This window comes from Epibacterium sp. ABV4_022 (genome assembly GCF_056159345.1).
Map to the genome: position 1 here is coordinate 102,594 of NZ_JBSWVA010000001.1, position 19,521 is coordinate 122,114.

17 protein-coding genes are annotated in these 19,521 nt (G+C 62.8%); 4 read left to right on the plus strand and 13 right to left on the minus strand.

Features of this window, described 5'->3' with window-relative positions; genetic code table 11:
- The first annotated feature begins 2 nt into the window (after nt 1-2).
- Nucleotides 3-1,154: a molecular chaperone DnaJ gene (dnaJ, locus tag ACXAF5_RS00460; protein ID WP_474945141.1), complete on the plus strand. Its 1,152-nt coding sequence runs from the start codon at nt 3-5 to the stop codon at nt 1,152-1,154.
- Nucleotides 1,155-1,290: 136 nt separating this feature from the next.
- Entirely contained in the window at nt 1,291-2,061 is a 771-nt protein-coding gene (gene radC, locus ACXAF5_RS00465; RefSeq protein ID WP_474945142.1) for a RadC family protein, read from the plus strand.
- Nucleotides 2,062-2,080: 19 nt separating this feature from the next.
- Here radC and ACXAF5_RS00470 read toward each other — a convergent pair whose 3' ends face one another.
- The 10 genes from ACXAF5_RS00470 to ACXAF5_RS00515 all read right to left on the minus strand — a co-directional run bounded on the left by ACXAF5_RS00470 (nt 2,081) and on the right by ACXAF5_RS00515 (nt 14,096).
- Nucleotides 2,081-4,000, minus strand: coding sequence for a beta-galactosidase (locus ACXAF5_RS00470; RefSeq protein WP_474945143.1), 1,920 nt, complete (start codon nt 3,998-4,000; stop codon nt 2,081-2,083).
- Between the two features lie 7 nt (nt 4,001-4,007).
- Complete coding sequence (locus ACXAF5_RS00475) at nt 4,008-4,856, minus strand: SMP-30/gluconolactonase/LRE family protein (protein ID WP_474945144.1); 849 nt, start codon at nt 4,854-4,856, stop codon at nt 4,008-4,010.
- The gene (locus ACXAF5_RS00480) at nt 4,853-5,458 is read right to left on the minus strand and encodes a 2-dehydro-3-deoxy-6-phosphogalactonate aldolase (protein WP_474945145.1); all 606 of its coding nucleotides are present in this window, start codon (nt 5,456-5,458) and stop codon (nt 4,853-4,855) included. The genes ACXAF5_RS00475 and ACXAF5_RS00480 overlap by 4 nt, the downstream gene beginning before the upstream one ends.
- A 10-nt stretch (nt 5,459-5,468) precedes the next feature.
- Nucleotides 5,469-6,383, minus strand: coding sequence for a 2-dehydro-3-deoxygalactonokinase (locus ACXAF5_RS00485; protein ID WP_474945146.1), 915 nt, complete (start codon nt 6,381-6,383; stop codon nt 5,469-5,471).
- Nucleotides 6,380-7,150: an SDR family NAD(P)-dependent oxidoreductase gene (locus ACXAF5_RS00490; RefSeq protein ID WP_474945147.1), complete on the minus strand. Its 771-nt coding sequence runs from the start codon at nt 7,148-7,150 to the stop codon at nt 6,380-6,382. The genes ACXAF5_RS00485 and ACXAF5_RS00490 overlap by 4 nt, the downstream gene beginning before the upstream one ends.
- Nucleotide 7,151: 1 nt before the next feature.
- Nucleotides 7,152-8,867 (minus strand): IlvD/Edd family dehydratase, encoded by a 1,716-nt coding sequence (locus ACXAF5_RS00495; RefSeq protein ID WP_474945148.1) that lies wholly within the window; start codon nt 8,865-8,867, stop codon nt 7,152-7,154.
- The gene (locus tag ACXAF5_RS00500; protein ID WP_474945149.1) at nt 8,864-10,930 is read right to left on the minus strand and encodes an alpha-galactosidase; all 2,067 of its coding nucleotides are present in this window, start codon (nt 10,928-10,930) and stop codon (nt 8,864-8,866) included. Before ACXAF5_RS00500 ends, ACXAF5_RS00495 begins: the two co-directional genes overlap by 4 nt.
- On the minus strand, nt 10,927-11,775 hold the full coding sequence (locus tag ACXAF5_RS00505) for a carbohydrate ABC transporter permease (protein ID WP_239322337.1): 849 nt from the start codon (nt 11,773-11,775) through the stop codon (nt 10,927-10,929). Before ACXAF5_RS00505 ends, ACXAF5_RS00500 begins: the two co-directional genes overlap by 4 nt.
- On the minus strand, nt 11,775-12,698 hold the full coding sequence (locus ACXAF5_RS00510; protein WP_239322336.1) for a carbohydrate ABC transporter permease: 924 nt from the start codon (nt 12,696-12,698) through the stop codon (nt 11,775-11,777). Before ACXAF5_RS00510 ends, ACXAF5_RS00505 begins: the two co-directional genes overlap by 1 nt.
- Nucleotides 12,699-12,842: 144 nt before the next feature.
- Nucleotides 12,843-14,096 (minus strand): ABC transporter substrate-binding protein, encoded by a 1,254-nt coding sequence (locus ACXAF5_RS00515; protein ID WP_474945150.1) that lies wholly within the window; start codon nt 14,094-14,096, stop codon nt 12,843-12,845.
- Between the two features lie 140 nt (nt 14,097-14,236).
- On the opposite strand from ACXAF5_RS00515, the gene ACXAF5_RS00520 reads away from it, so the two are divergent.
- Nucleotides 14,237-15,028, plus strand: coding sequence for an IclR family transcriptional regulator (locus ACXAF5_RS00520; RefSeq protein WP_239322334.1), 792 nt, complete (start codon nt 14,237-14,239; stop codon nt 15,026-15,028).
- Between the two features lie 52 nt (nt 15,029-15,080).
- Nucleotides 15,081-16,139, plus strand: a complete 1,059-nt coding sequence (locus ACXAF5_RS00525) for an ABC transporter ATP-binding protein (protein WP_474945151.1) — start codon at nt 15,081-15,083, stop codon at nt 16,137-16,139.
- 51 nt (nt 16,140-16,190) lie between these two features.
- Here the strand turns inward: ACXAF5_RS00525 and ACXAF5_RS00530 are convergent, their stop codons facing one another.
- From ACXAF5_RS00530 to ACXAF5_RS00540, 3 genes are read right to left on the minus strand one after another with little or no spacing between them, the layout of a single operon-like run.
- Nucleotides 16,191-16,658 carry a DUF2269 family protein gene (locus tag ACXAF5_RS00530; protein ID WP_474945152.1) on the minus strand — a complete coding sequence of 156 codons (468 nt, stop codon included), beginning with the start codon at nt 16,656-16,658 and terminating at the stop codon, nt 16,191-16,193.
- Nucleotides 16,655-17,959, minus strand: coding sequence for an SDR family oxidoreductase (locus ACXAF5_RS00535; protein WP_474945153.1), 1,305 nt, complete (start codon nt 17,957-17,959; stop codon nt 16,655-16,657). The genes ACXAF5_RS00530 and ACXAF5_RS00535 overlap by 4 nt, the downstream gene beginning before the upstream one ends.
- Entirely contained in the window at nt 17,959-19,512 is a 1,554-nt protein-coding gene (locus ACXAF5_RS00540; RefSeq protein ID WP_474945154.1) for a phosphate ABC transporter substrate-binding/OmpA family protein, read from the minus strand. Before ACXAF5_RS00540 ends, ACXAF5_RS00535 begins: the two co-directional genes overlap by 1 nt.
- Between the last annotated feature and the right edge of the window lie 9 nt (nt 19,513-19,521).

The following is a 19,521-nucleotide window of genomic DNA, read 5'->3' on the forward strand; positions in this document are numbered from 1 at the left end:
CGATGTCAAAACGTGACTATTACGAGGTGCTCGGGGTCTCTAAAGGGGCCAGCGCCGACGAGATCAAGAAAGGCTTTCGCAAGAAAGCCAAGGAACTGCACCCGGACCGCAACACCGACAATCCGGATGCGGAAGCACAGTTCAAGGAAGCCAACGAGGCCTATGACGTCCTGAAGGACCCGGAGCGCAAGGCCGCCTATGACCGCTACGGCCATGCCGCCTTTGAAAACGGCATGGGCGGCGGCGGCGCGCGCGGCGGTGGCCATCCGGGTGGTGACTTTTCCTCCGCCTTCTCGGATGTTTTTGATGACCTCTTCGGCGACTTTATGGGCGGCGGACGCGGCAGTGGCGGGCGTCAGCGCGCCACTCGGGGTGCCGATCTGCGCTACAATCTGCGCCTGTCGCTTGAGGAGGCCTTCTCCGGCCTACACAAGACCATCAATGTGCCAACCTCCGTCAGCTGTACCGCCTGCGAGGGCACCGGTGCCGAAGGCGGGGTCGAACCGACCACCTGCCCGACCTGCTCTGGCATGGGCAAGGTGCGCGCGCAGCAGGGCTTCTTCACCGTTGAACGCACCTGTCCGACCTGTTCGGGCCTGGGTCAGATCATCAAGAACCCCTGCAAGGTCTGCCACGGCCATGGCCGGGTGGAAAAGGATCGCTCGCTGTCGGTGAACATCCCGGCTGGCGTGGAAACCGGCACCCGCATTCGTCTTGCCGGCGAAGGTGAAGCCGGCCTGCGCGGTGGTCCCCCGGGCGATCTCTATATCTTTATCGAGGTCACGCGGCACGAGCTGTTTGAACGCGAAGGCAACAACCTGCATTGCCGGGTTCCGGTGTCCATGGCCAAGGCGGCTTTGGGCGGGGCGATCGAGGTTCCGACCATCGACGGTGGCCGGGGCCGCGTGCAGATCCCGGAGGGCAGCCAGTCCGGTCGCCAGATGCGCCTGCGCGGCAAGGGGATGCCGGCGCTCCGCGGCGGCGGCACCGGTGACATGTTCATCGAACTCGCGGTGGAAACCCCCGTGAACCTCACCGCGCGCCAGAAGGAGATCCTGAAGGAGTTTGACGAGATTTCAGAGGAAAACACCAACCCTGAAACCCGCAGCTTCTTCTCATCGGTCAAAAGCTTCTGGGATGGCATGAAGGGCTGATCTTGGTCCAACTGACGGGCGCAAGCCCGTCTCAACCTGTAAAACGCCCTTCGGGGCGTTTTTCTTTTTGGTAGCCTTACGATCCCGCCACCACACGTTAACATCTCACTAACCAAGCTGGCCGCACCATGGCAGCATGGGAAAATTGGGTCGTTTCGAAGAACAGATGCTGCCTCTCTTTGAGGAGCGCGATGCTCCCCCCGCCGCCACGCTGCCGCAGGGGGGCCGCCTTCCGTCCTATATCAAGGACCACCGCTCCCGTCTGCGGGCGCGTTTCATGGCCGGGGGCGCTAGCGCCATTCCCGATTACGAGCTTCTGGAGTTGATCCTGTTCCGGTCCATCCCGCGCCAGGATGTAAAACCACTGGCGCGCCAGCTTCTGGACCACTTCGGCGACTTCAACCGCGTGATCACCGCCTCCCCCGAACGTCTCGGCGACGTACAGGGCATCGGCCAGGCGGTGATCTGCGACCTCAAGATCCTGGAAGCTGCCGCCCAGCGCATGGCCCGCGCCCGGGTGATGCAGCGACAGGTGATCTCCAGTTGGGACGCGCTTCTGGACTATTGCCACACCGCCATGGCCCATCGCGAAACCGAACAGTTCCGGGTGCTCTACCTCGACCGCAAAAACGCTCTGATCGCCGATGAGGAGCAGGCGCGCGGCACGGTCGACCACGTGCCGGTCTATCCGCGCGAAGTTGCAAAACGGGCGCTGGAACTCAATTCCAGCGCCCTGATCCTAGTCCACAACCACCCGTCCGGCGATCCCACGCCATCGCAGTCGGATATTGCCATGACCCGCAAGGTGGAGGCCGCGCTTGAGGCCCTGGGCGTCACCCTGCACGATCATCTCATCATCGGCGCCTCACAGGAACTGTCCTTTCGCGCCGAGGGCCTGCTGTGCTGAACCCCGGCGCAGATCGCTGTCACTCCGCGGCCCCAAGAGCCCGGCGCACAACACCTGCCGCAGGCAGAACCCCGACCTCCGTCTCAACCGGCGCCGCCGTATGGTTGAACCAGAACTCCTCCGTTGCGGTGCGGCGGGTGCGCACCCCGTCCGGCAGGCGTCGCATGGCCAGACCCGCCGCCGCCCCGACCTGGGCAATCAGGCGATCCAGAGCTTCTGCATCGAGCCATCCTCCGCAGTAGATCTGCCGTCCGCTGCGCATCGCCACCGGCGCCCCGTCGGCGGTGCACAGAAGGACCTCCGCATCGCCTTCCAGCTCCTCCAGATACCGCGTGGCAGCGCCACCCCCTGCCAGCGACACAGGCATATCCGGGCGCAAGCTCTCCACCCTCGACACGATGACATCCAGCCCCGGCAAGGCGGGGGGCAGAGGCGCGGTCGGAATGTTGAAATGCGCATCCCGCGCCCCGGTGCGCGGCCCATAGAGCACGTCGCCCTCGCAATCCGCCAGAGCAGCTTTCAGATCCTCGGGCATATGCATCAATCCCGGCGCAAGGATCAGATCATAGCCGCCGAACTCCCGCGCGGTCGCGGGCAATATATCGATGCTCAACCCTGCGCGGCGCAACGCCTTGTAGTGATCAAGGACCAGGCCAAAATAGCTCAACCCGGCGCCATGCGGCTGCGTCGACCACGCCCAGTCCGCATCATAGTCGAACAGGAGGGCGACGGGGGCCTGCGCAGGCTGAACCATCGGCGCGGTTTCAATTTCCTCTGCCACCTGACGGGCTTCGGCAGCCGCCGGCGCCTCCTCGCTGTCCGGACGCAGGAGGCCAGCATGCATCTGCTCCTGGGCAAAGGGGGCCTGCCGCCAGCGAAAATAGCACACGGCCTCTGCGCCATGCGCAAAGGCTTCCCAGGACCAGAGCCGGACCATCCCGGGCAGAGGCGCAGGGTTGTAGGGCGCCCAGTTCACGGGCCCCGGTTGCTGCTCCATCACCCACCAGCGGCCGCGCCCCACGGCGCGATAGAGGTCATGGTGCAAGGCCTGAAAATCCGGATCTCCCTGCCGCGCATAGGCGCGTTGCTCCTGCGGTGTCGCGCCAACGCGATCTTCGAGAAAGCCCAGCGGATAGCTGTCCCATGTCGCGATTTCCAGATCCTCGCCCAGCTTGAAGTGGTCGAAATCCGTAATCCGTCCCATGTAGTTATGCGATATCGGCGCGTCCGAGAACTGCTTGATGATCTCGACCTGCGCCCGATTGAAGGCAACAACCTGATCCGAACTGAACCGCTTGAAGGCCAGCACATGTGCCGGATTGGGTTCCGTTACGGTGAGATTGGGCAATCCGATGTCGGAAAAGTCACGGTAGTCCATCGACCAGAAGACATTGCCCCAGGCAGCGTTCAACGCGGATATGTCCGCGTCAAACCGATCCCGTAGCCAGTCTCGAAACGCCACCCGTGCCGCTTCGGAATAACTCAGGGTGGTGTCGTGACATCCGTACTCATTGTCGGTCTGCCACGCCGCCACATGGGGATTGGCGCCATAACGCTCTGCCATCAGTCGGGTGATCCGCTGGCTTTCGGCAAAATACCCTCTGTGGCTGAAACAATAATGGCGGCGGGAGCCGAACCCACGCCGATGCCCGTTAGCATCCACCGCAAACATGTCCGGATATCGGCCCGCCATCCAGCGCGGTGGCGTGGCCGTCGGCGTGCCCAGCACAACCCGCAGCCCATGCTGGCCCAGCACGTCAATGGCGCGGTCGAGCCAGTCCCACTGCAACTGGCCGGGCGATGGTTCCAGTTTTGCCCAGGAAAATTCCCCGATGCGCACCCAGCTGAGCCCCATATCAGCCATGCGCTTCGCGTCTTGGGTCCATATCTCCTCGGGCCAGTGTTCGGGATAGTAGCAGGTGCCCAGGCTTCGCTTCATGTCATCCTCACAAAATGACCTTGTGTTCATACTGACCGATTGCGCCTGTCAGGGCACAATAGGTCTGACCGGCGTTTGGGTCGTCCAACCCTTCGGCCGCCGTCGTGATAAAGAGGGTCGACAGGTCTGCGCCGCCAAAGGCCGGACAGGAGCATTGAGGTGTCGACACCTGAACAGTCTCTAACAAGGCGCCTTCGGGACTATAACAGGCAACGCGGCCAGCACCCCACTGCGCGTTCCAGAGGTTCCCGGCACTGTCGACGACTGCACCATCAACTCCGAAATCTTCCCCGCTGGCATCAACGAAGACATCCGCCTCACCCTCCGGCCAGCCGTCCGCCGCAGCCAGAGGCTGACGCATGATGCGCCCCGCTTTGGTGTCTGCGTAAAAGGCGCAGCTTGCATCCGGGGCAAAGCAGATTGCATTCGAGATCGTCACATGCGGCACCAGCTTGCGCAGCTCCCCGCGATAGAAGCGATAGATCGCCCCTGCGCCCGGTTCTGCATTGAACCCCATGGTCCCAATCCAAAAACCGCCCCAAGGGTCAGCCCGCCCGTCGTTGGACCGGGTCAGCGGATTGTCGGCCTCCAGCGCACAGATCAGATCGCGCTCTTGCGAACGCAGATCAAAACGCCAGAGCCCGGTTTCACTGGCGATCAGCAAGGCATCGTGGTCCAGCCAGCCCGCCGCCGAGACACATTCCTCGAACTGCCAGATACGGTCCTCGGTGCCCTCGACAGTAAACAGACGCTTGCCGAGGATATCGAACCAGAACAGTTGCTGCCGTTCCGGGTGCCAGAGCGGCCCTTCCCCCAAAGTACACCTGTGGGAACTGAAGACCTCCGCCACGGTCATACCGACACCGCATCATAGGCCGAGACCATGTCCCGCGCTCTGGCGGCAATGTCGTCAATGCTCCGCCCGGGTTTGTAGAGGTTGGACCCGATCCCGAACCCGGTGATTCCGGCGGCTTTCCAGTCGGCAAAATTCTCCGGCCCGACACCACCGACAGCAAAGGTTTGCGTCTGCGCGGGCAAGACGGCCTTGACCGCCGCAAACCCGTCGATCCCCAGCTTGAAGGCCGGGAAGAATTTCAGGCCATCCGCACCGGCGCGCAGGGCGCTGAAGGCTTCGGTCGGTGTAAACACACCTGGAAAGGACAGCATCCCGGCCGCCTTTGTGGCGGCAATCACATCCGGATTGCAATCGGGCGACACCACCAGCTTCGCCCCGATCTCCTGCAACCGCTGGACATCGGCACGGTCCAGGACAGTGCCCGCGCCGACCTGGGCGTGGCCGGTGGTATAGGCGACCATCCGCGCGATGCTGTCGAAGGGATCAGGGGAATTGAGCGGTACCTCGATCTGGGTGATGCCCGCCTCCAGCAGGGCATCCGTTACCGGGAGCGCTTCTTCCGGCGTCAGTCCGCGCAGGATTGCGATGATGTTGCGGCTCATGGTCTGTTCCTCATGTGATTTGCGCGCGTGCAGCGCCCAATCCGGCAAGCGTGACCTGCTCGGCGTCCAGCACCCGTGCCTCGGCATTCTCAATCGCAAGCGCTGTGGCATAGGCCTGCGCGATGTCGCTTTCGCCCACCAGAATCGTGGTCTTTCCCTGCCAGAGGGGACGCATGCCCGAGACTTCGAGACCCAGCAGCAGCCCCGACGCCCGGGACCTGGCCTCCACCGGGTCGAGATCGGTCAGCAGCGCTTCGGCGCGCAGACCAAACAACAGGTTGCCAAGCAGCTGCGGTGACTGGCTGCCGGCACGGCATCCGGCCTCAAATGCGGCGCTATTCCAGCTGTCCTTCGCCAGAGTATGGCGCAGAACGGAGGATGCACTGAGCAGCTGAAACAGCTCGCCCGTCAGAAAGGTCGAGAATTGCCTGATTTCCCCATCTTCGACCAGAACCCATTTGGTGTGCGTCCCGGGCAGGCAGATCACGCCCGACAGGTCGGGAGACAGCGCCAGGACCCCCGCAATCTGTGTCTCTTCCCCGCGCATGACGTCGGCGGGATGAAGCTGTTTCACCCCCGACAGGACATGCACCTCGATCCGCGGATCGGAGGTCTCAACGCGGGTTGCAGTGTCACATCCCGGCGGCGCGCAGGGGGCTTGGAGATAGGGGGCCTCGCACCATCCCTGGCGCGAGCCAACCATGCCGCAACAGAGGACATTCAGCGTCCGTCCAGACTCGATATAAGGCTCTAATAAGGCCAATAGGGTCTGTTCATAGTCTTCACGCGCCAGACTCGCCATACCCTTGTCAGAGTCGATCCGGCGCAGGGGGCGGCCGTCCTCCCCCATGGGCCACAGACGCAGATGAGAGGTGCCCCAGTCCACAGCGACCCAGGCGGCGCTGGTATTGGTGTGATCCGTCATCCGGACACCACGACACCGCCGTCGACCACCAGCGACTGACCGGAGATCATGCGGCTGGACTGCGATGCCAGAAAGAGCGTCGACTCGACGATGTCCTGTGGCGCGAGGTGATCCTTGAGACACTGGCGTTCAAGATGGGCCGCCAGCCCTTCGGGCGTCGCCCATTTGTCGAGCTGCTTTTCAGTCAGGACCCACCCCGGTGCGAGCGCGTTGACGCGGATGCGATCAGGTCCGAATTCGCGCGCAAGGCTGCGGGTCATGCCATTGATGCCGGAGTTGGCGGTCGTATAGGCGGGATACCCGCTGTTGCCCATCATGTAGCTGATCGAGGTGAAGTTCACGATCGCACCGCCGCCAAGCTGCTGCATGCCCGGGATCACTGCCTGGCAGGCAAAGAAATAGGCCTTGAGGTTCACCGCCTGCGACCAGTCCCAGAACGCCTCATCGACATCCAAGGTCGCGTGGCGTTGGTCGTTGGCCGCATTGTTCACCAGGATACCAACCGGGCCATGCGCGTCTGCCGCCTGGGCAATCGCGGCCTGAAGCGCCGAAATATCGGTGATGTCACACTGAATGAACAGCGGTCGGGTGCCGGTCTCGGCCTCCATCCGCTCGACAAACTCACTGGCGTCGGATCGCCCGACAAAGGCCACCCTGGCCCCTTGCCGCAGAAACCCCTCGGTCAGGGCCGCGCCGATACCGGATCCACCGCCAGTGATGAAGACGGAGGCGCCCTCCAGATCGTGGAAAGTTGCGTTCAGATCCATGTCAGTGGCTCTCCCTCGTTACCGGGCGGGTGTCCTTGCCCACCAGGAAATCCAGATCCGCGCCCTGATCGGCCTGAAGGACGTGATCGATATAAAGTTTTGCGTAGCCGCGGGTGTAATGCGGCGCATCCGGCTGCCATGCGGCGCGGCGGGCCTCCATCTCCTCGGCGGAGATCAGAAGCTCCAATTCGCCCTGTGCGGCCGACACCCGGATGCGGTCGCCGGTCTTGACCAGCGCAAGCGGCCCCCCCGCCTGCGCCTCGGGCGAGACATGCAGGATCACGGTGCCAAAGGCGGTGCCGGACATGCGCGCGTCCGACACCCGGATCATGTCCTTCACCCCCTGGGTCACCAATTTACGTGGGATCGGCATGTTGCCCACTTCCGGCATCCCGGGATAGCCCTTTGGTCCGCAGCCCTTGAGCACCAGAATGCTATCCGCCGTCACCGGCAGATCCTCGCGGTCGATATTGGCTTTCATGTCCTCGATGCTCTCGAACACATAGGCCTCGCCTTCGTGTTCCAGCAGGTGATCGGAGGCCGCCGAGGGTTTCACGATGGCCCCGTTCGGCGCCAGATTGCCCCGCAGCACCCGCAAACCGGCAGCAGGTTTCACCGGCGCATCGAAACCGCGGATGACGTCGTCGTTGAAACACTCCGCCCCGTCGGCATAGGTGGTGATATCACCACCAAGAACGGTCCGTGCGGATCTCAGGTGGCCCTTGTCCTGCAACTGCTTCAGCACCACGGGCATGCCCCCCGCGTAGCAGAAATCCTCCATCAGGTATGTGCCGGAGGGCATGCAATTCACCAGCAGCGGTATCTCAGAGCCGATCTCGAAATCCTTCAGGTCCAGTTCCACGCCAACCCGACCGGCCAGCGCCAACAGATGCACCACCGCATTGGTGGAGCCGCCGACTGCGGCGTTGGCAAGAATGGCGTTCTCGAAGGCCTGTTTGGTCAGCACGTCCGAGGGTTTGAGATCCTCATCGACCATCTCGACGATGCGCTTGCCCGTCAGATGCGCCAGCGCCATGCGACGGGCATCCACCGCTGGCAGGGCCGCGTTTGTGGGCAGCGACATCCCCATCGCCTCGACCAGAGACGCCATGGTTGAGGCCGTCCCCATGGTCATGCAGACCCCTTTGGAGCGGCTCATGCCCGACTCGGCGTTCATGAAGTCCTTCAGCGTCATCTCGCCTGCGCGGACCGCTTCGGAGAATTTCCAGACGTCGGTGCCGGACCCGATGTCCTGACCGCGGTATTTGCCGTTCAGCATCGGCCCCGAGGAAACAACGATCGCGGGCAGGTCGACGGAGGCTGCGCCCATCAGCTGGCCCGGCGTGGTCTTGTCGCAGCCGCCAAGCAGCACCACACCGTCGATCCCATAGGCGCGGATCGATTCTTCGACGTCCATCGCCAGAAGATTGCGGAACAACATCGCCGTCGGCTTCATCTGGGTTTCGCCCAGCGACATCACCGGAAATTCGACAGGAAAGCCACCGGCTTCCCAGACGCCGCGCTTCACCCCTTCGGCAAGGTCCCGCAGGCCGGAGTTGCAGGGTGTCAGTTCGGACCACGTATTGCAGATCCCGATGATTGGCCGCCCGTCAAAGGCATGATCGGGAAAGCCCTGGTTTTTCATCCAGGACCGGTGAATAAAGCCGTCCTTGTCCAGCTTGCCATACCAGCCACGGCTGCGACGGTCTTTGGTCATAGTTTTTCTCCTTCGATCACCCAGATCGTTTCGGGAAATTGCCAGGGAAGGGTCAGCCCCTGCTGCATCAGGATCTGACCGCTGAGCGTGAGCGGTCCCTCTTTCAATGCGGTGCGCCCGCGCGACAGGTGGTGCAACTCCTCGCGGTTCACGAGGTCGATCCGGTAGAGCGCTTGGGGATCGAGACCAGTCAGGCGCAGCGGGCGCGGCATGATCTGATGCGAGGTCCGCGCCTTGCCGGCAAAGACCACAAAGCGGCTGCCATCGGCCGCCTGCTGCTGTTCCGCGATCACAGTGTCATCCGCGCTGTCAAGGCGCAGAATATCCGCGCTCATCCGCCAGTGGCGGTTGTCTTTCCACCAGGCGGTGACCCGGGTCAGCACCTCGACCTCCGCCTCTGTCAACTCGCGGGGGTCCATCTCGAACCCCATGTGCCGCTGGGCCGCGACCCAGGCGCGCATCGGCATGTCGATGCTCCGTCCAGAGGTATGGCAGATCCGCGGGCCGACATGCGATCCCGTCACGGGTATCGGCAGGAACAGCGCCGCATCATGCTGGATCCGCAAGCGTTCCAATGCGTCGTTGCTGTCCGAGAGCCAGACCCGCTGCGTGAGGCTCAGGATACCTGCATCGATCCGCCCCCCGCCCGAGGCGCAGCTCTCGATTTCGACCTCCGGAAACGCCGTGCGCAGATCCCGCAGCAGCGCGTAAATACCCTCTGCCTGCGCCGCATCGGCGACCGGAAGCAGGCGGTTATGGTCCCATTTCAGGTAGTCGATCCGGTTCTCGTTCAGGATCGTCGACAGTTTGCGGAACAGGTGCGCCCGCACGTCGTCGCGCGACAGGTCCAGCACCCGCTGTTGGCGTCCCTCAATCTGATCCGCCGGGCCGAGGATCCAGTCCGGATGCGCCCGCGCCAGATCACTGTCAAGGTTCACCATCTCCGGCTCCACCCACAGGCCGAAACTCATGCCGAGGCGTTCCACATAGTCGATCAGCGGCGTCAGCCCCTCGGGCCATTTCCGCCGATCAATGTCCCAATCGCCCAACGACGACGTGTCGTCATCGCGTCTCCCGAACCAGCCATCATCCAGCACAAAACGTTCCGCGCCAAGCTTGGCCGCCCGCTCCGCGATCTCGCTCAGGACACCGAAATCATGATTGAAATAGACCGCCTCCCAGCAATTGTAGTGCACCGGGCGTGGGGTTTCGGGCTTGGGCCAGGCAACCACATGATCGCGTAGCAGACGTTGAAAGGCGACCGCACAGCCGTTGAAGCCTGCCTGCGACACCGCCAGATACAGCGGCGCGGTGCGGAATTTGGTGCCCGCCGCACGGGTCCCCGTCGCATGGCCCCATTGGATCTGCCGCCGTCCGGAGGGCAGCTCTTCGGCGCGCATCACATGCCCACCGGACCAACCGTAATGCATGCCAAAGACGGTGCCTTGGGTATTGCTGGCGCCGGCTTCGGGGAAATAGGCCAAGGGCGGATGCTCATGGCCGGAGCGCCCCGTGCGCGCCTCGCGCGTGTGGATCCCCGCCCGCCATGGTGCACGTTCGATCTGGAATTCCCCGATCCAGCGGCCGGAAACATCGACGATCTCCTGTCCCATCTGCGGCCCCGGCAATACCGGCGCGGCAAGGTGGTGCAGGGTGACCTCCCGATCCGAGATCAGCGTGGTCGAGGCGGCAATTGTCTCGCCCCGGACCTCGAAATCAAGGAGCAGCGTCAGCCCAAGATCGTGATCCCGACAAGTGAACTGCGCCCCGTTCGTGTCTTCCAGACGGAACCGCGGATGGAGCGGCGCCCCATCGCGGTAGGCCACCAGACCCGGCTGCCCCTCAAACGACAGTGAGGCCTCTGGACACAGCGACAGCGGCGGCAGCCGATCAATCATCCCGCCGGTCACCTCCTGTTCGCAGGCGCGGGCCAGTGCGGCCAGATCCGTCTCCGGCAGCAGCGCAGGCCCCCAGTAGAGCGCGCCGGGAAGACCGCCGTCAGACGACAGCACCAGCGTTTGACCCGGCGCATCGATCCGCCAGAGGTGCAGATCGTGGCTCATTTCACCGCACCAAGGGTCAGACCGGCGATGAAATGCCGCTGCATCAGGAAGAACATCGCTACCGGCGGCAGCGCCGCCACGATCGAGCCCGCGCTCATCAGGTGATAGGCCGCGCGATATTGCGCGTTGAAAGAGGTGATCCCCGCGGTCACCGGCTGGCTTTCAGCCCCCTGCGTCAGCACCACCGCCCAGAAATAGTCATTCCAGATGAAGGTGAAGATCAGCACCGACAGCGCGGCAATCGCGGGCTTCATCAGCGGCAGCACCACAAACCAGAAGATCCGCCACTCCGCGACGCCTTCGACGCGCGCCGCTTCGATCAGCTCAAACGGCAGGGCGCGAATGAAATTGCGCATGAACAGGGTGCAGAACCCGGTCTGAAAGGCAACGTGGAACAGCACCAGCCCGGTCTTGGTATTATAAAGACCCAGATCCAGCGTCAGGTCGCGCACCGGAACCATCAGGATCTGAAAGGGCACGAAGTTCCCCGCCACAAACATGAAGAACAACAACAGGTTGCCGCGGAACTTATACACGCCCAGCGCAAAACCCGTCATGCAGGACAGCGCCACCGCCCCGATCACTGTCGGCACCGTGATCAGCACCGAGTTCATCAGATAGCGCGGCATGTCGGAGGCAAAGAACACCTTGCCGTAGTTCTCGAACCCTTTGAACGCCGAGGGCCAGCCCCAGTAGTTGCCGGTGGTGAAATCCACATCCGGCTTGATGGAGAACACGGCGACCGCGATCAACGGCAGCAGCCACAGCACCAGCGCCATCGGCACCATGGCCTGATAGGTGGCGGCCCAGGCGGGTGAGGATTTCTGGATCGGACGCGGGAACATCAGCGGCCCCCTTTCTCTTCTTGGTACATCGACCACAGGAAATAGGCGATGAAGCACAGCATGATCAGGAACAGCACCACGGCAATCGCCGCGCCATAGCCCATGCGGAAGCCGTATTCCGACAGCGCTTTTTCAAACATGTAGAACGACAGCACACGCGACGATCCAAACGGTCCGCCGTTGGTCATGATGGAGATCAGGTCGAACGAGCGCAGCGCCCCGATGATCGTCACCACAAAGGCAATGAAGGTCGCGGGCCGCAGCTGGGGAATGATCACATACCACAGCATTTTCATGCCCTTGGCCCCATCAAGGCGCGCAGCCTCCACCTGCTCCGGGTCCACCGCATTCAGCCCCGTCAGATAGAGGATCATACAATAGGCAGTCTGCGGCCAAAGACCGGCAAGGATGATCCCGTAGGTCACCAGGCTGGGGTCACCGAGAACGTTTAGCGTACCAAAGCCAAAGAAACCGAGGATCTGGTTCAGCAAGCCAAAGGTTGGATCATAAAACCAGCTGAACACCAGGCCGACGACAACCTGGCTGATGACAAATGGAAAGAAGAACAACGACTTGTAGAGCCGGATACCAACGACATTCTGGTTGAGAAACAACGCGATCGCCAGGCCGGCGGGGATCGCCAGAAGGTACAGGAGCAGCCATTTCAGATTGTTCCACAAGGAGACCTCAAACGCGCGGTCGTCCATCAGCTCCACGTAGTTTTCCATGCCCACATATAGCGGCTCTCCCAGTCCATCCCAGCGATAGAAGGAGAGGTTGAAGCTCTGGAGGATCGGAAAGATCACGTAGAACAAGAAGAACAACGTGCCCGGCAACAGGAACAGGAACGGAGCAAGGGCCTGCCGGTTGCGTCGAATCCAACCGGGGGCACGATCTGTGAGCGGCAAGGCTGTGTCAGCCATAGGAGGTCTCCCGGGATACTTTACACCCGCCTTCGGTCACAGACGGCGGGACAGGCGAAAGAGGTGATTGGATCTCTGGCAGCGACATCGTGCGCTGCCCATCCACGGTATCGGGCGGGAGTGTTCCCGCCCGATCGCTTTGGATCAGTAGACCCGCTGACGGGCCTTCTCGAGGCGGTTCAGGATGTCCTCCAGATTGTCCGGGAACACCATGAACTCCTGGAAGCCTTCCATCGCAACCGACGCCATCTCGGCCGGGGCGTCGCGGTCGAAGAACTGCGCGATGCCACCGGGGCTGTTGGATGACAGCAGTTCAAAGCCCTGGGTCAGCATCTCGTCATCATCCACCGACGAGGACGCGTTGACCGGCAACTGGCCCAGTTTATCGCCGCTGTTGATGTCGGTCTGCACATCTGCGGACACGACATAGCGCAAGAATTCGCGCGCCGCGTCCTTGTTCTGCGCACCTGCCGGGATGTGGAAGGTGTCGGTGGGCGCGTCTTCGGCCATCTCGACATCCGGGTTGATCGCCGGGAACTGATAGAAATCGATCTGATCTTCACCCAACCCGGCCTCGCGCAGCGGCGCGACGGCAAAGTTGCCCATCAGATAGGCTGCGGCCTCACCATTGACCATGAACGGCAGCGCTTCTTGCCAGCTGTAGGACTGGTGGTTGTCGATGAACGCCCCCATGTCGATCAGCTCGCGCCAGTTGGCAAAGGTCTGCTGCACCCGCTCATCGGTCCACGGGATTTCCCCGTTGGTCAGTGCCATGTGGAAATCATAGCCATTGGTGCGCATGTTCAGGTAGTCGAACCATCCCCCGGCGGTCCAAAGGAATTTCGACCCGATCGTAAAGCACTTGCGGCCCGAATCGAGGATCTTCTGGCAGTTCGCCTTGAAGCTCTCCCAGTCCGTCGGCTCCTCCAGACCCAGTTCGTTGTAGATGTCTTCGCGGTAGTAGACGCCCCATTGATAATAGGTATAGGGCACGCCCCATTGCTTGCCGTCGATGGTCATGGCGCCTTTGGTCGACGCAAGGTTCTCGGCGATCTCGGGCTCGGCCCACAGGTCGGAGACATCCTCGAACAGGCCAGCCGACACATAGGGGCGCATCCGGTTCGCCGCATACCAATTGGCCACATCCGGGGCATTGGCGGTGAGGAAGTTGCGAATTTGGGTCTTGTAGGCTTCGCGATCGATCACGGTCAGCTCGACCGAGAGATCGGGGTGCATGGCATCAAAATCTTCCGCCAGCTGCTCGATCACAGCGCGTGGCGCCGGATTCGACATATCCGAAAAAATCTTGAGCGTCCCGCTCAACTCCGAGGCCTGTGCAGATGCAGCCAGACCGACGGTCATTGCGATACCCGCGACCGTTCCCTTCAGCAAGTTCATGATGTCCTCCCATATTGACGGCTGGCGTTTGGTTTCACATAATGGAACCAGTTTCCAACTATTGAAACCATGAATGATACTGTCTATGAATGTCAACAGTCTCTTCGCCTCCGGGCGGCGGGACGTCAGGGAGGACAACAATGGCAACGCCGGACACGCCGCAGCGCGGCAACGACGGAACAGTCGGAAAAGCCTTGGAAATTCTGGACCGGGTTGCCGAGTACGGACGCCCTGTGCGCTTTGCCGAGCTGCTCGCCGCGTCGCGCCACCCCAAGGCAACGCTGTACCGCCTCCTGCAAACCCTGACGAATCAGGGCATGCTGTGTTTTGACGACGAACAGCAAACCTATGCACCGGGCCTGCGCCTGGTACGGCTGGCCCATGCCGCCTGGCGGCAGAGCTCGCTGGCCCCGGTCGCCCGCGATCACCTGGACGCGCTTTCGATCGAGGTTGGCGAGACGATCCACCTGGCCCAGCTGGATCAGGGGCAGGTGCTCTATGTCGACAAGCGCAACGCCCGCACCCCGATCGAGATGTTCAGCCAGGCAGGCAAGGTTGGTCCGGGTTTCTGTACCGGCGTTGGCAAGGCAATGATTGCGCATCTGGACGGAACCGCCCGCGACGATGCGATCCGCCGGCAGGCCTATGTCCAACACACACCCCACACTCTGGCGAGCGAAAACGCCTTTCGCGCCGAGCTGGACCGGATCCGGACCGATGGCGTGGCGTTCGACCGCGAAGAGCATGAACCCGGGATCATCTGCATCGCTGCCCCCATCCTGTCCACCAAGGGCCGGGTCATGGGCGCCCTGTCGATTACATCATCCACCCAGCGGCAATCTCTTGAGGGGCTCGACGCCTTTCGCCCGCTGCTGCTGAAAACCGCCAATGACATCGCGGAGGCTGCCGAGAGCTGGCAGTTCCCCACCTGAGGAGGACCGGCGCAGCGGGCAAGGACCCCGCGCCGCAGAAAGGACCACGATCATGACCGGCGTCACGCTGACCAATGCCGTAAAGAAATACGGCGAAATCCAGACCATCTTTGATGTGAACCTCCAGATTGAGGACGGCGAGTTCTGTGTCTTTGTCGGCCCGTCTGGCTGCGGCAAGTCCACGCTCCTGCGCATGGTGGCCGGTCTTGAAGAAACCACCGCCGGACAAATCCATATCGGCGCGCGCGACGTCACCCATGTCGATGCCGCAGAGCGGGGCGTGGCCATGGTGTTCCAGTCCTACGCCCTCTACCCGCATATGACCGTCGAGGAGAACATGGGATTCGGGCTCAAGATGACCGGCCACCCAAAGGCGGACATCAAGGAGAAGGTCGCCGAAGCCTCCCGCATCCTCAAGCTGGACGACTATCTGTCGCGCAAGCCCAAAGCCCTGTCGGGCGGTCAGCGGCAACGGGTTGCGATCGGTCGTGCGATCGTGCGCGGACCGGAGGTTTTTCTGTTCGATGAACCCCTGTCGAACCTGGATGCAGAGTTGCGCGTCGACATGCGCGTGGAGATCGCGCGCCTGCACAAGGAAATCGGCGCTACCATGGTCTATGTCACCCACGACCAGGTCGAAGCGATGACGCTCGCGGACAAAATCGTCGTGCTGCGCGCCGGGCGGGTGGAGCAGGTCGGCACGCCGATGGACCTCTACAAGGATCCCGACAACAAGTTTGTCGCCGGTTTCATCGGCTCCCCGAGCATGAATTTTGTCACCGGCACCGTCCAGGATGGCAAGGTGACCGTCCCCGCGTTTGACGGACGCCAGATCTCAACCGAGGTTGCATTGCCGCCGGAGGGCACGCCCGTCATCGTCGGGCTGCGTCCCCAGAATATCGCGGTCTCGGCAGGTCACACAGCGACGCTCGATCTGCGAGAGCGCCTTGGTGCGGTGGCCTATGACCACCTGATCTGCGCCGATGGCGCCAAGATTATCGTCGAAACACGCGGCGAGGACTCGCTGGAGGAAGGGGCTGCAGTTGCCCTCGATTTCGACGACGCGGATGTGTTCCTGTTTGATGCCAGCAGCGAGGCGCGATTGCGCTGACGCCCGGGTCGGGACCGCCCGCACACAACACGGGACAGGATTGGACGGTGGCTAGAGGGCGGGCTTTGTCAGCATCAGCCACAGGATGGCCAGCACCGCTGCAAACGCGGGAAAGCCACAGGCGAACCACCAGCGATAGAGGCGAAGATACGCCTCCGGGAGCGCCGCGCCGGCCTCCCGCGCCTGTCGCGCCAGGTTCCGCATCCGGATCTGCATCCACACGACAGGCAGCCAGAACGCTCCGACCACCAGATACAACGCCAGCGACAGGGCAACCCAGCCTTCCGTCAACGACCAACCGACCTCTCGTGCCAGCAGATAGCCCGTGATCGGCTGCGCCACGGCAGCCGTTGCGGTGAACAGCGTATCCGCAAGCACCACGATACCCGCCACATGGGCGATCAGCGCTGGGTCGCGGCTGTGATGTGAAACCACCATGAAAAAGGCAATGCCTGCGCCGGTCCCCAGCAGAACCACCGCCCCGATGACATGCAGAAACAGCAGGATCTCGTAGGTCATCGCGCCTCCACGACCAGCCAGACAAAGCCCGCCAGCACCATTCCCGGAAACACCTTTAGCATCGGGCCCAAGGGATCCAGCCACAGGTCCGGGGCCGCCACGATGCTCCCCAACAGGTAGCTGAGCGACAGGGCAACCATTCCAAGCGCCGCCCGCCTGACCCACGGACGCCATAGGAGTGCAGCGCCCAACACAATGTCCAGTACAGCGCCGCCGATCACGGCCAGGGTACTTGCCCAAGGGGCGACACCCCGCTCGGTCAGGATCGACACCGTTCCTGCATAGTCAAAGAACGGGATGATCCCGGAGAGAATCCAGAACAGCGACAAGGTGGCGATTGCCAGGGGCAGCAGCAGGTAGACCCGAGCAAACATCCGATCCTGTCGCGTCGCCGGCTGCGCCTTGAGGGTATCCGCAAGAGATCGGCAAGGCGCCCCTCCGGCGGCGATCCAGGAGTCGGGATCCCCGCGAATGCCCGCCTCAAGGCTGCGCAACGCGCTGCGTCGAAGCGGAGACCGCCAACCCAGGTGGCCAAGAAGATCCGCACCACAGCTGCTCAATCGGACCATCCAGCCCGGCACGACCGGCCTCCAGCGCGCAGGCGGAATCCCGAGCCAGGCGCGCACCTCAGACGTGAGTTCCGCAAAACTCTGCACGCCTGCTTCGGTCAGTGTCGCGGTTGTTCGCGCAGGAATATCGCCGGTCGCGGCACGCACGACCGCCTCTGCAACATCATCGAGGGCAACGGTTTGAACCGGCGCATCCGCCAGCACCTGCGGCTGGACCAAGGGGATCGAAGCGATCGCACGCAACAATGCCGTTCCCCCATAGGCCTCGCGCGCCAGAACCAGCGTCGGCCGCAAAATCACCCAATCCGACAGCCGGTCGGACACAAGTGTGTCGCCTCGGGCCTTGCTGCGAAAGAACGCTGTCGGGGCGGTCTCAGACACGCCCGCCGCCGAAATCTGCACCAGCCGCACCGGCAGATCGCCGATGGCTTCGGTCAGGTTGGCGATAGCGGTTACATGGATGGCCTCCAGGTTGTCCCGCGCACCATCTTGGAGCGCCCCTGCCGCGTTTACCACCACATCCACGTCTCGCAGCATCTCTTGCCATTGTGCGACGGTGAGCGTGGTTATGTCGCAGATCTGCCATTGCACGGGCAGGTTTGCCGCCTGCGCCGATGCCGCGGAACGCCCCATCCCGACGACCTCGAAACCGGCATTGTCGAGCGCCCGCACACAGGCTGCGCCAATCAACCCGTAAGCACCAAGGACAAGGGCACGGCGTTGCTGCGACATTACTCCACCCAGATCTCCACCCGCCGATTGACCTGTCGGCCCCAACCGCTGTCATCGCAGGCGATCGGAAGTGTTTCGCCATAGGCCTGGGTCTCAATGCGCAGCCGGTCCAGATTGGCCGTTTCCGCCGCAGCCTCGACCGCCTGCCGCACGGCCTCCGCCCGCTTCAGCGCGATCGCCAGATTTCCCTCGGCAGGGCCCTCCCCATCGGAGAACCCGACAAACACCAATCGTTTGTTGTCATAAATACCGGCCTCGATCTCGCGCGCGAGCAGGTCGATATTGCTGCGGGATTGCGCGTCCGGTCGCGACGATCCGGCCTCGAATCGGAAGGTCAGCGTCAACCGCTGCAATGTGTCGAGCCCCCGGATCAGGCTTTGCAGCGCGTCGAGGCCAATGTCCTCTCCTGCCGCCTTGATCGCATTGCCCAGACGTTCCCCCTGTGCTGCCATCGGGATCCGTTCCGCGGCCTGGTCCACAAAACCGGCCCGCCGGATCACCGCCTGCGCTGCCGGCCCGCGAACATAGGTCAGAAAATCGCGGGCCACCCGGGGCAATCTCCGGGCCGGAAGATAGAGGAACATCGGCGCCGTCAGCGGGTAGTCCTCTGTCTTTATCATACGACGCCCGGCACTTAGCGAGAACCCGCAGGACCCGGTCAGGGTCAGCATCCGTGCCGTTCCGGTTTCGGCATAGCTGGCAATGCCGATCGAAAACGGATCCGTGGCCACGGTCCGCACCAACGAGCTGCCACGATCATGCCGCCGGATGGCGCGCGACAGCTCCAGCCCCGCCGGGGCCAGCAAGCGGTCTTCGACGGCCTCCGCCAGACCGGAGCCTTCGACTGTCAGATGCATCGAGATTGGCGCATCCGCTCCGCCCAGCTGCTTCCAGTTGGTGAGCTTGCCGGCATAAACGTCAGCCAGTTGCGGCAACGAAATCCGGCGCACGGGGTTGGTGCGTGATACGATCGGCACCATCGCATCCAACGCCAGCACCCGCGCGCGATTGGACAATGTCATATCGCCCATACCCGCGTCCTGCGCGAGGCGGCGCTCGGCATCCCGTATTTCGCGCAACGCCATGACGATGTCGGTCTGATCTGCCAGAAGATCGGCAAACCCCTCGTTGGTGTTGCTCACCAGGAATACGAAACGGGCGGCCGGATCACTGTCACGCAACAGGGTGTATTCAAACTCGCGTGAATCGATCTGCTCCCGGGTGGTTTGAAACCCGTTGCGCAGGGCAAACCCCTCCACCAGCGCGGGCAACAGCACTTCGGCCATGGTCGAGGACCCCGACAGGGTGATCTCGGCCACAAAATCCGACAGGCTGGGACAGCCGGGCCCGTCACAATGGACGCCGGAGCCATCAACCGTCAGTTCCCCGAACTGGGTATCGACACGATAGAACTCGCCATCGAACCCCAGCAGGTCGCCGGTGACCTCGATCGCGCCATCGGGCGAGGACAGTGTCACATCCTGGCCTGCAACCGGGACGCCTGCGCCGAACAAACAGAGTGCGGCGCAAATCGCCGCACGAAAATAGCTCATGAGAAATCC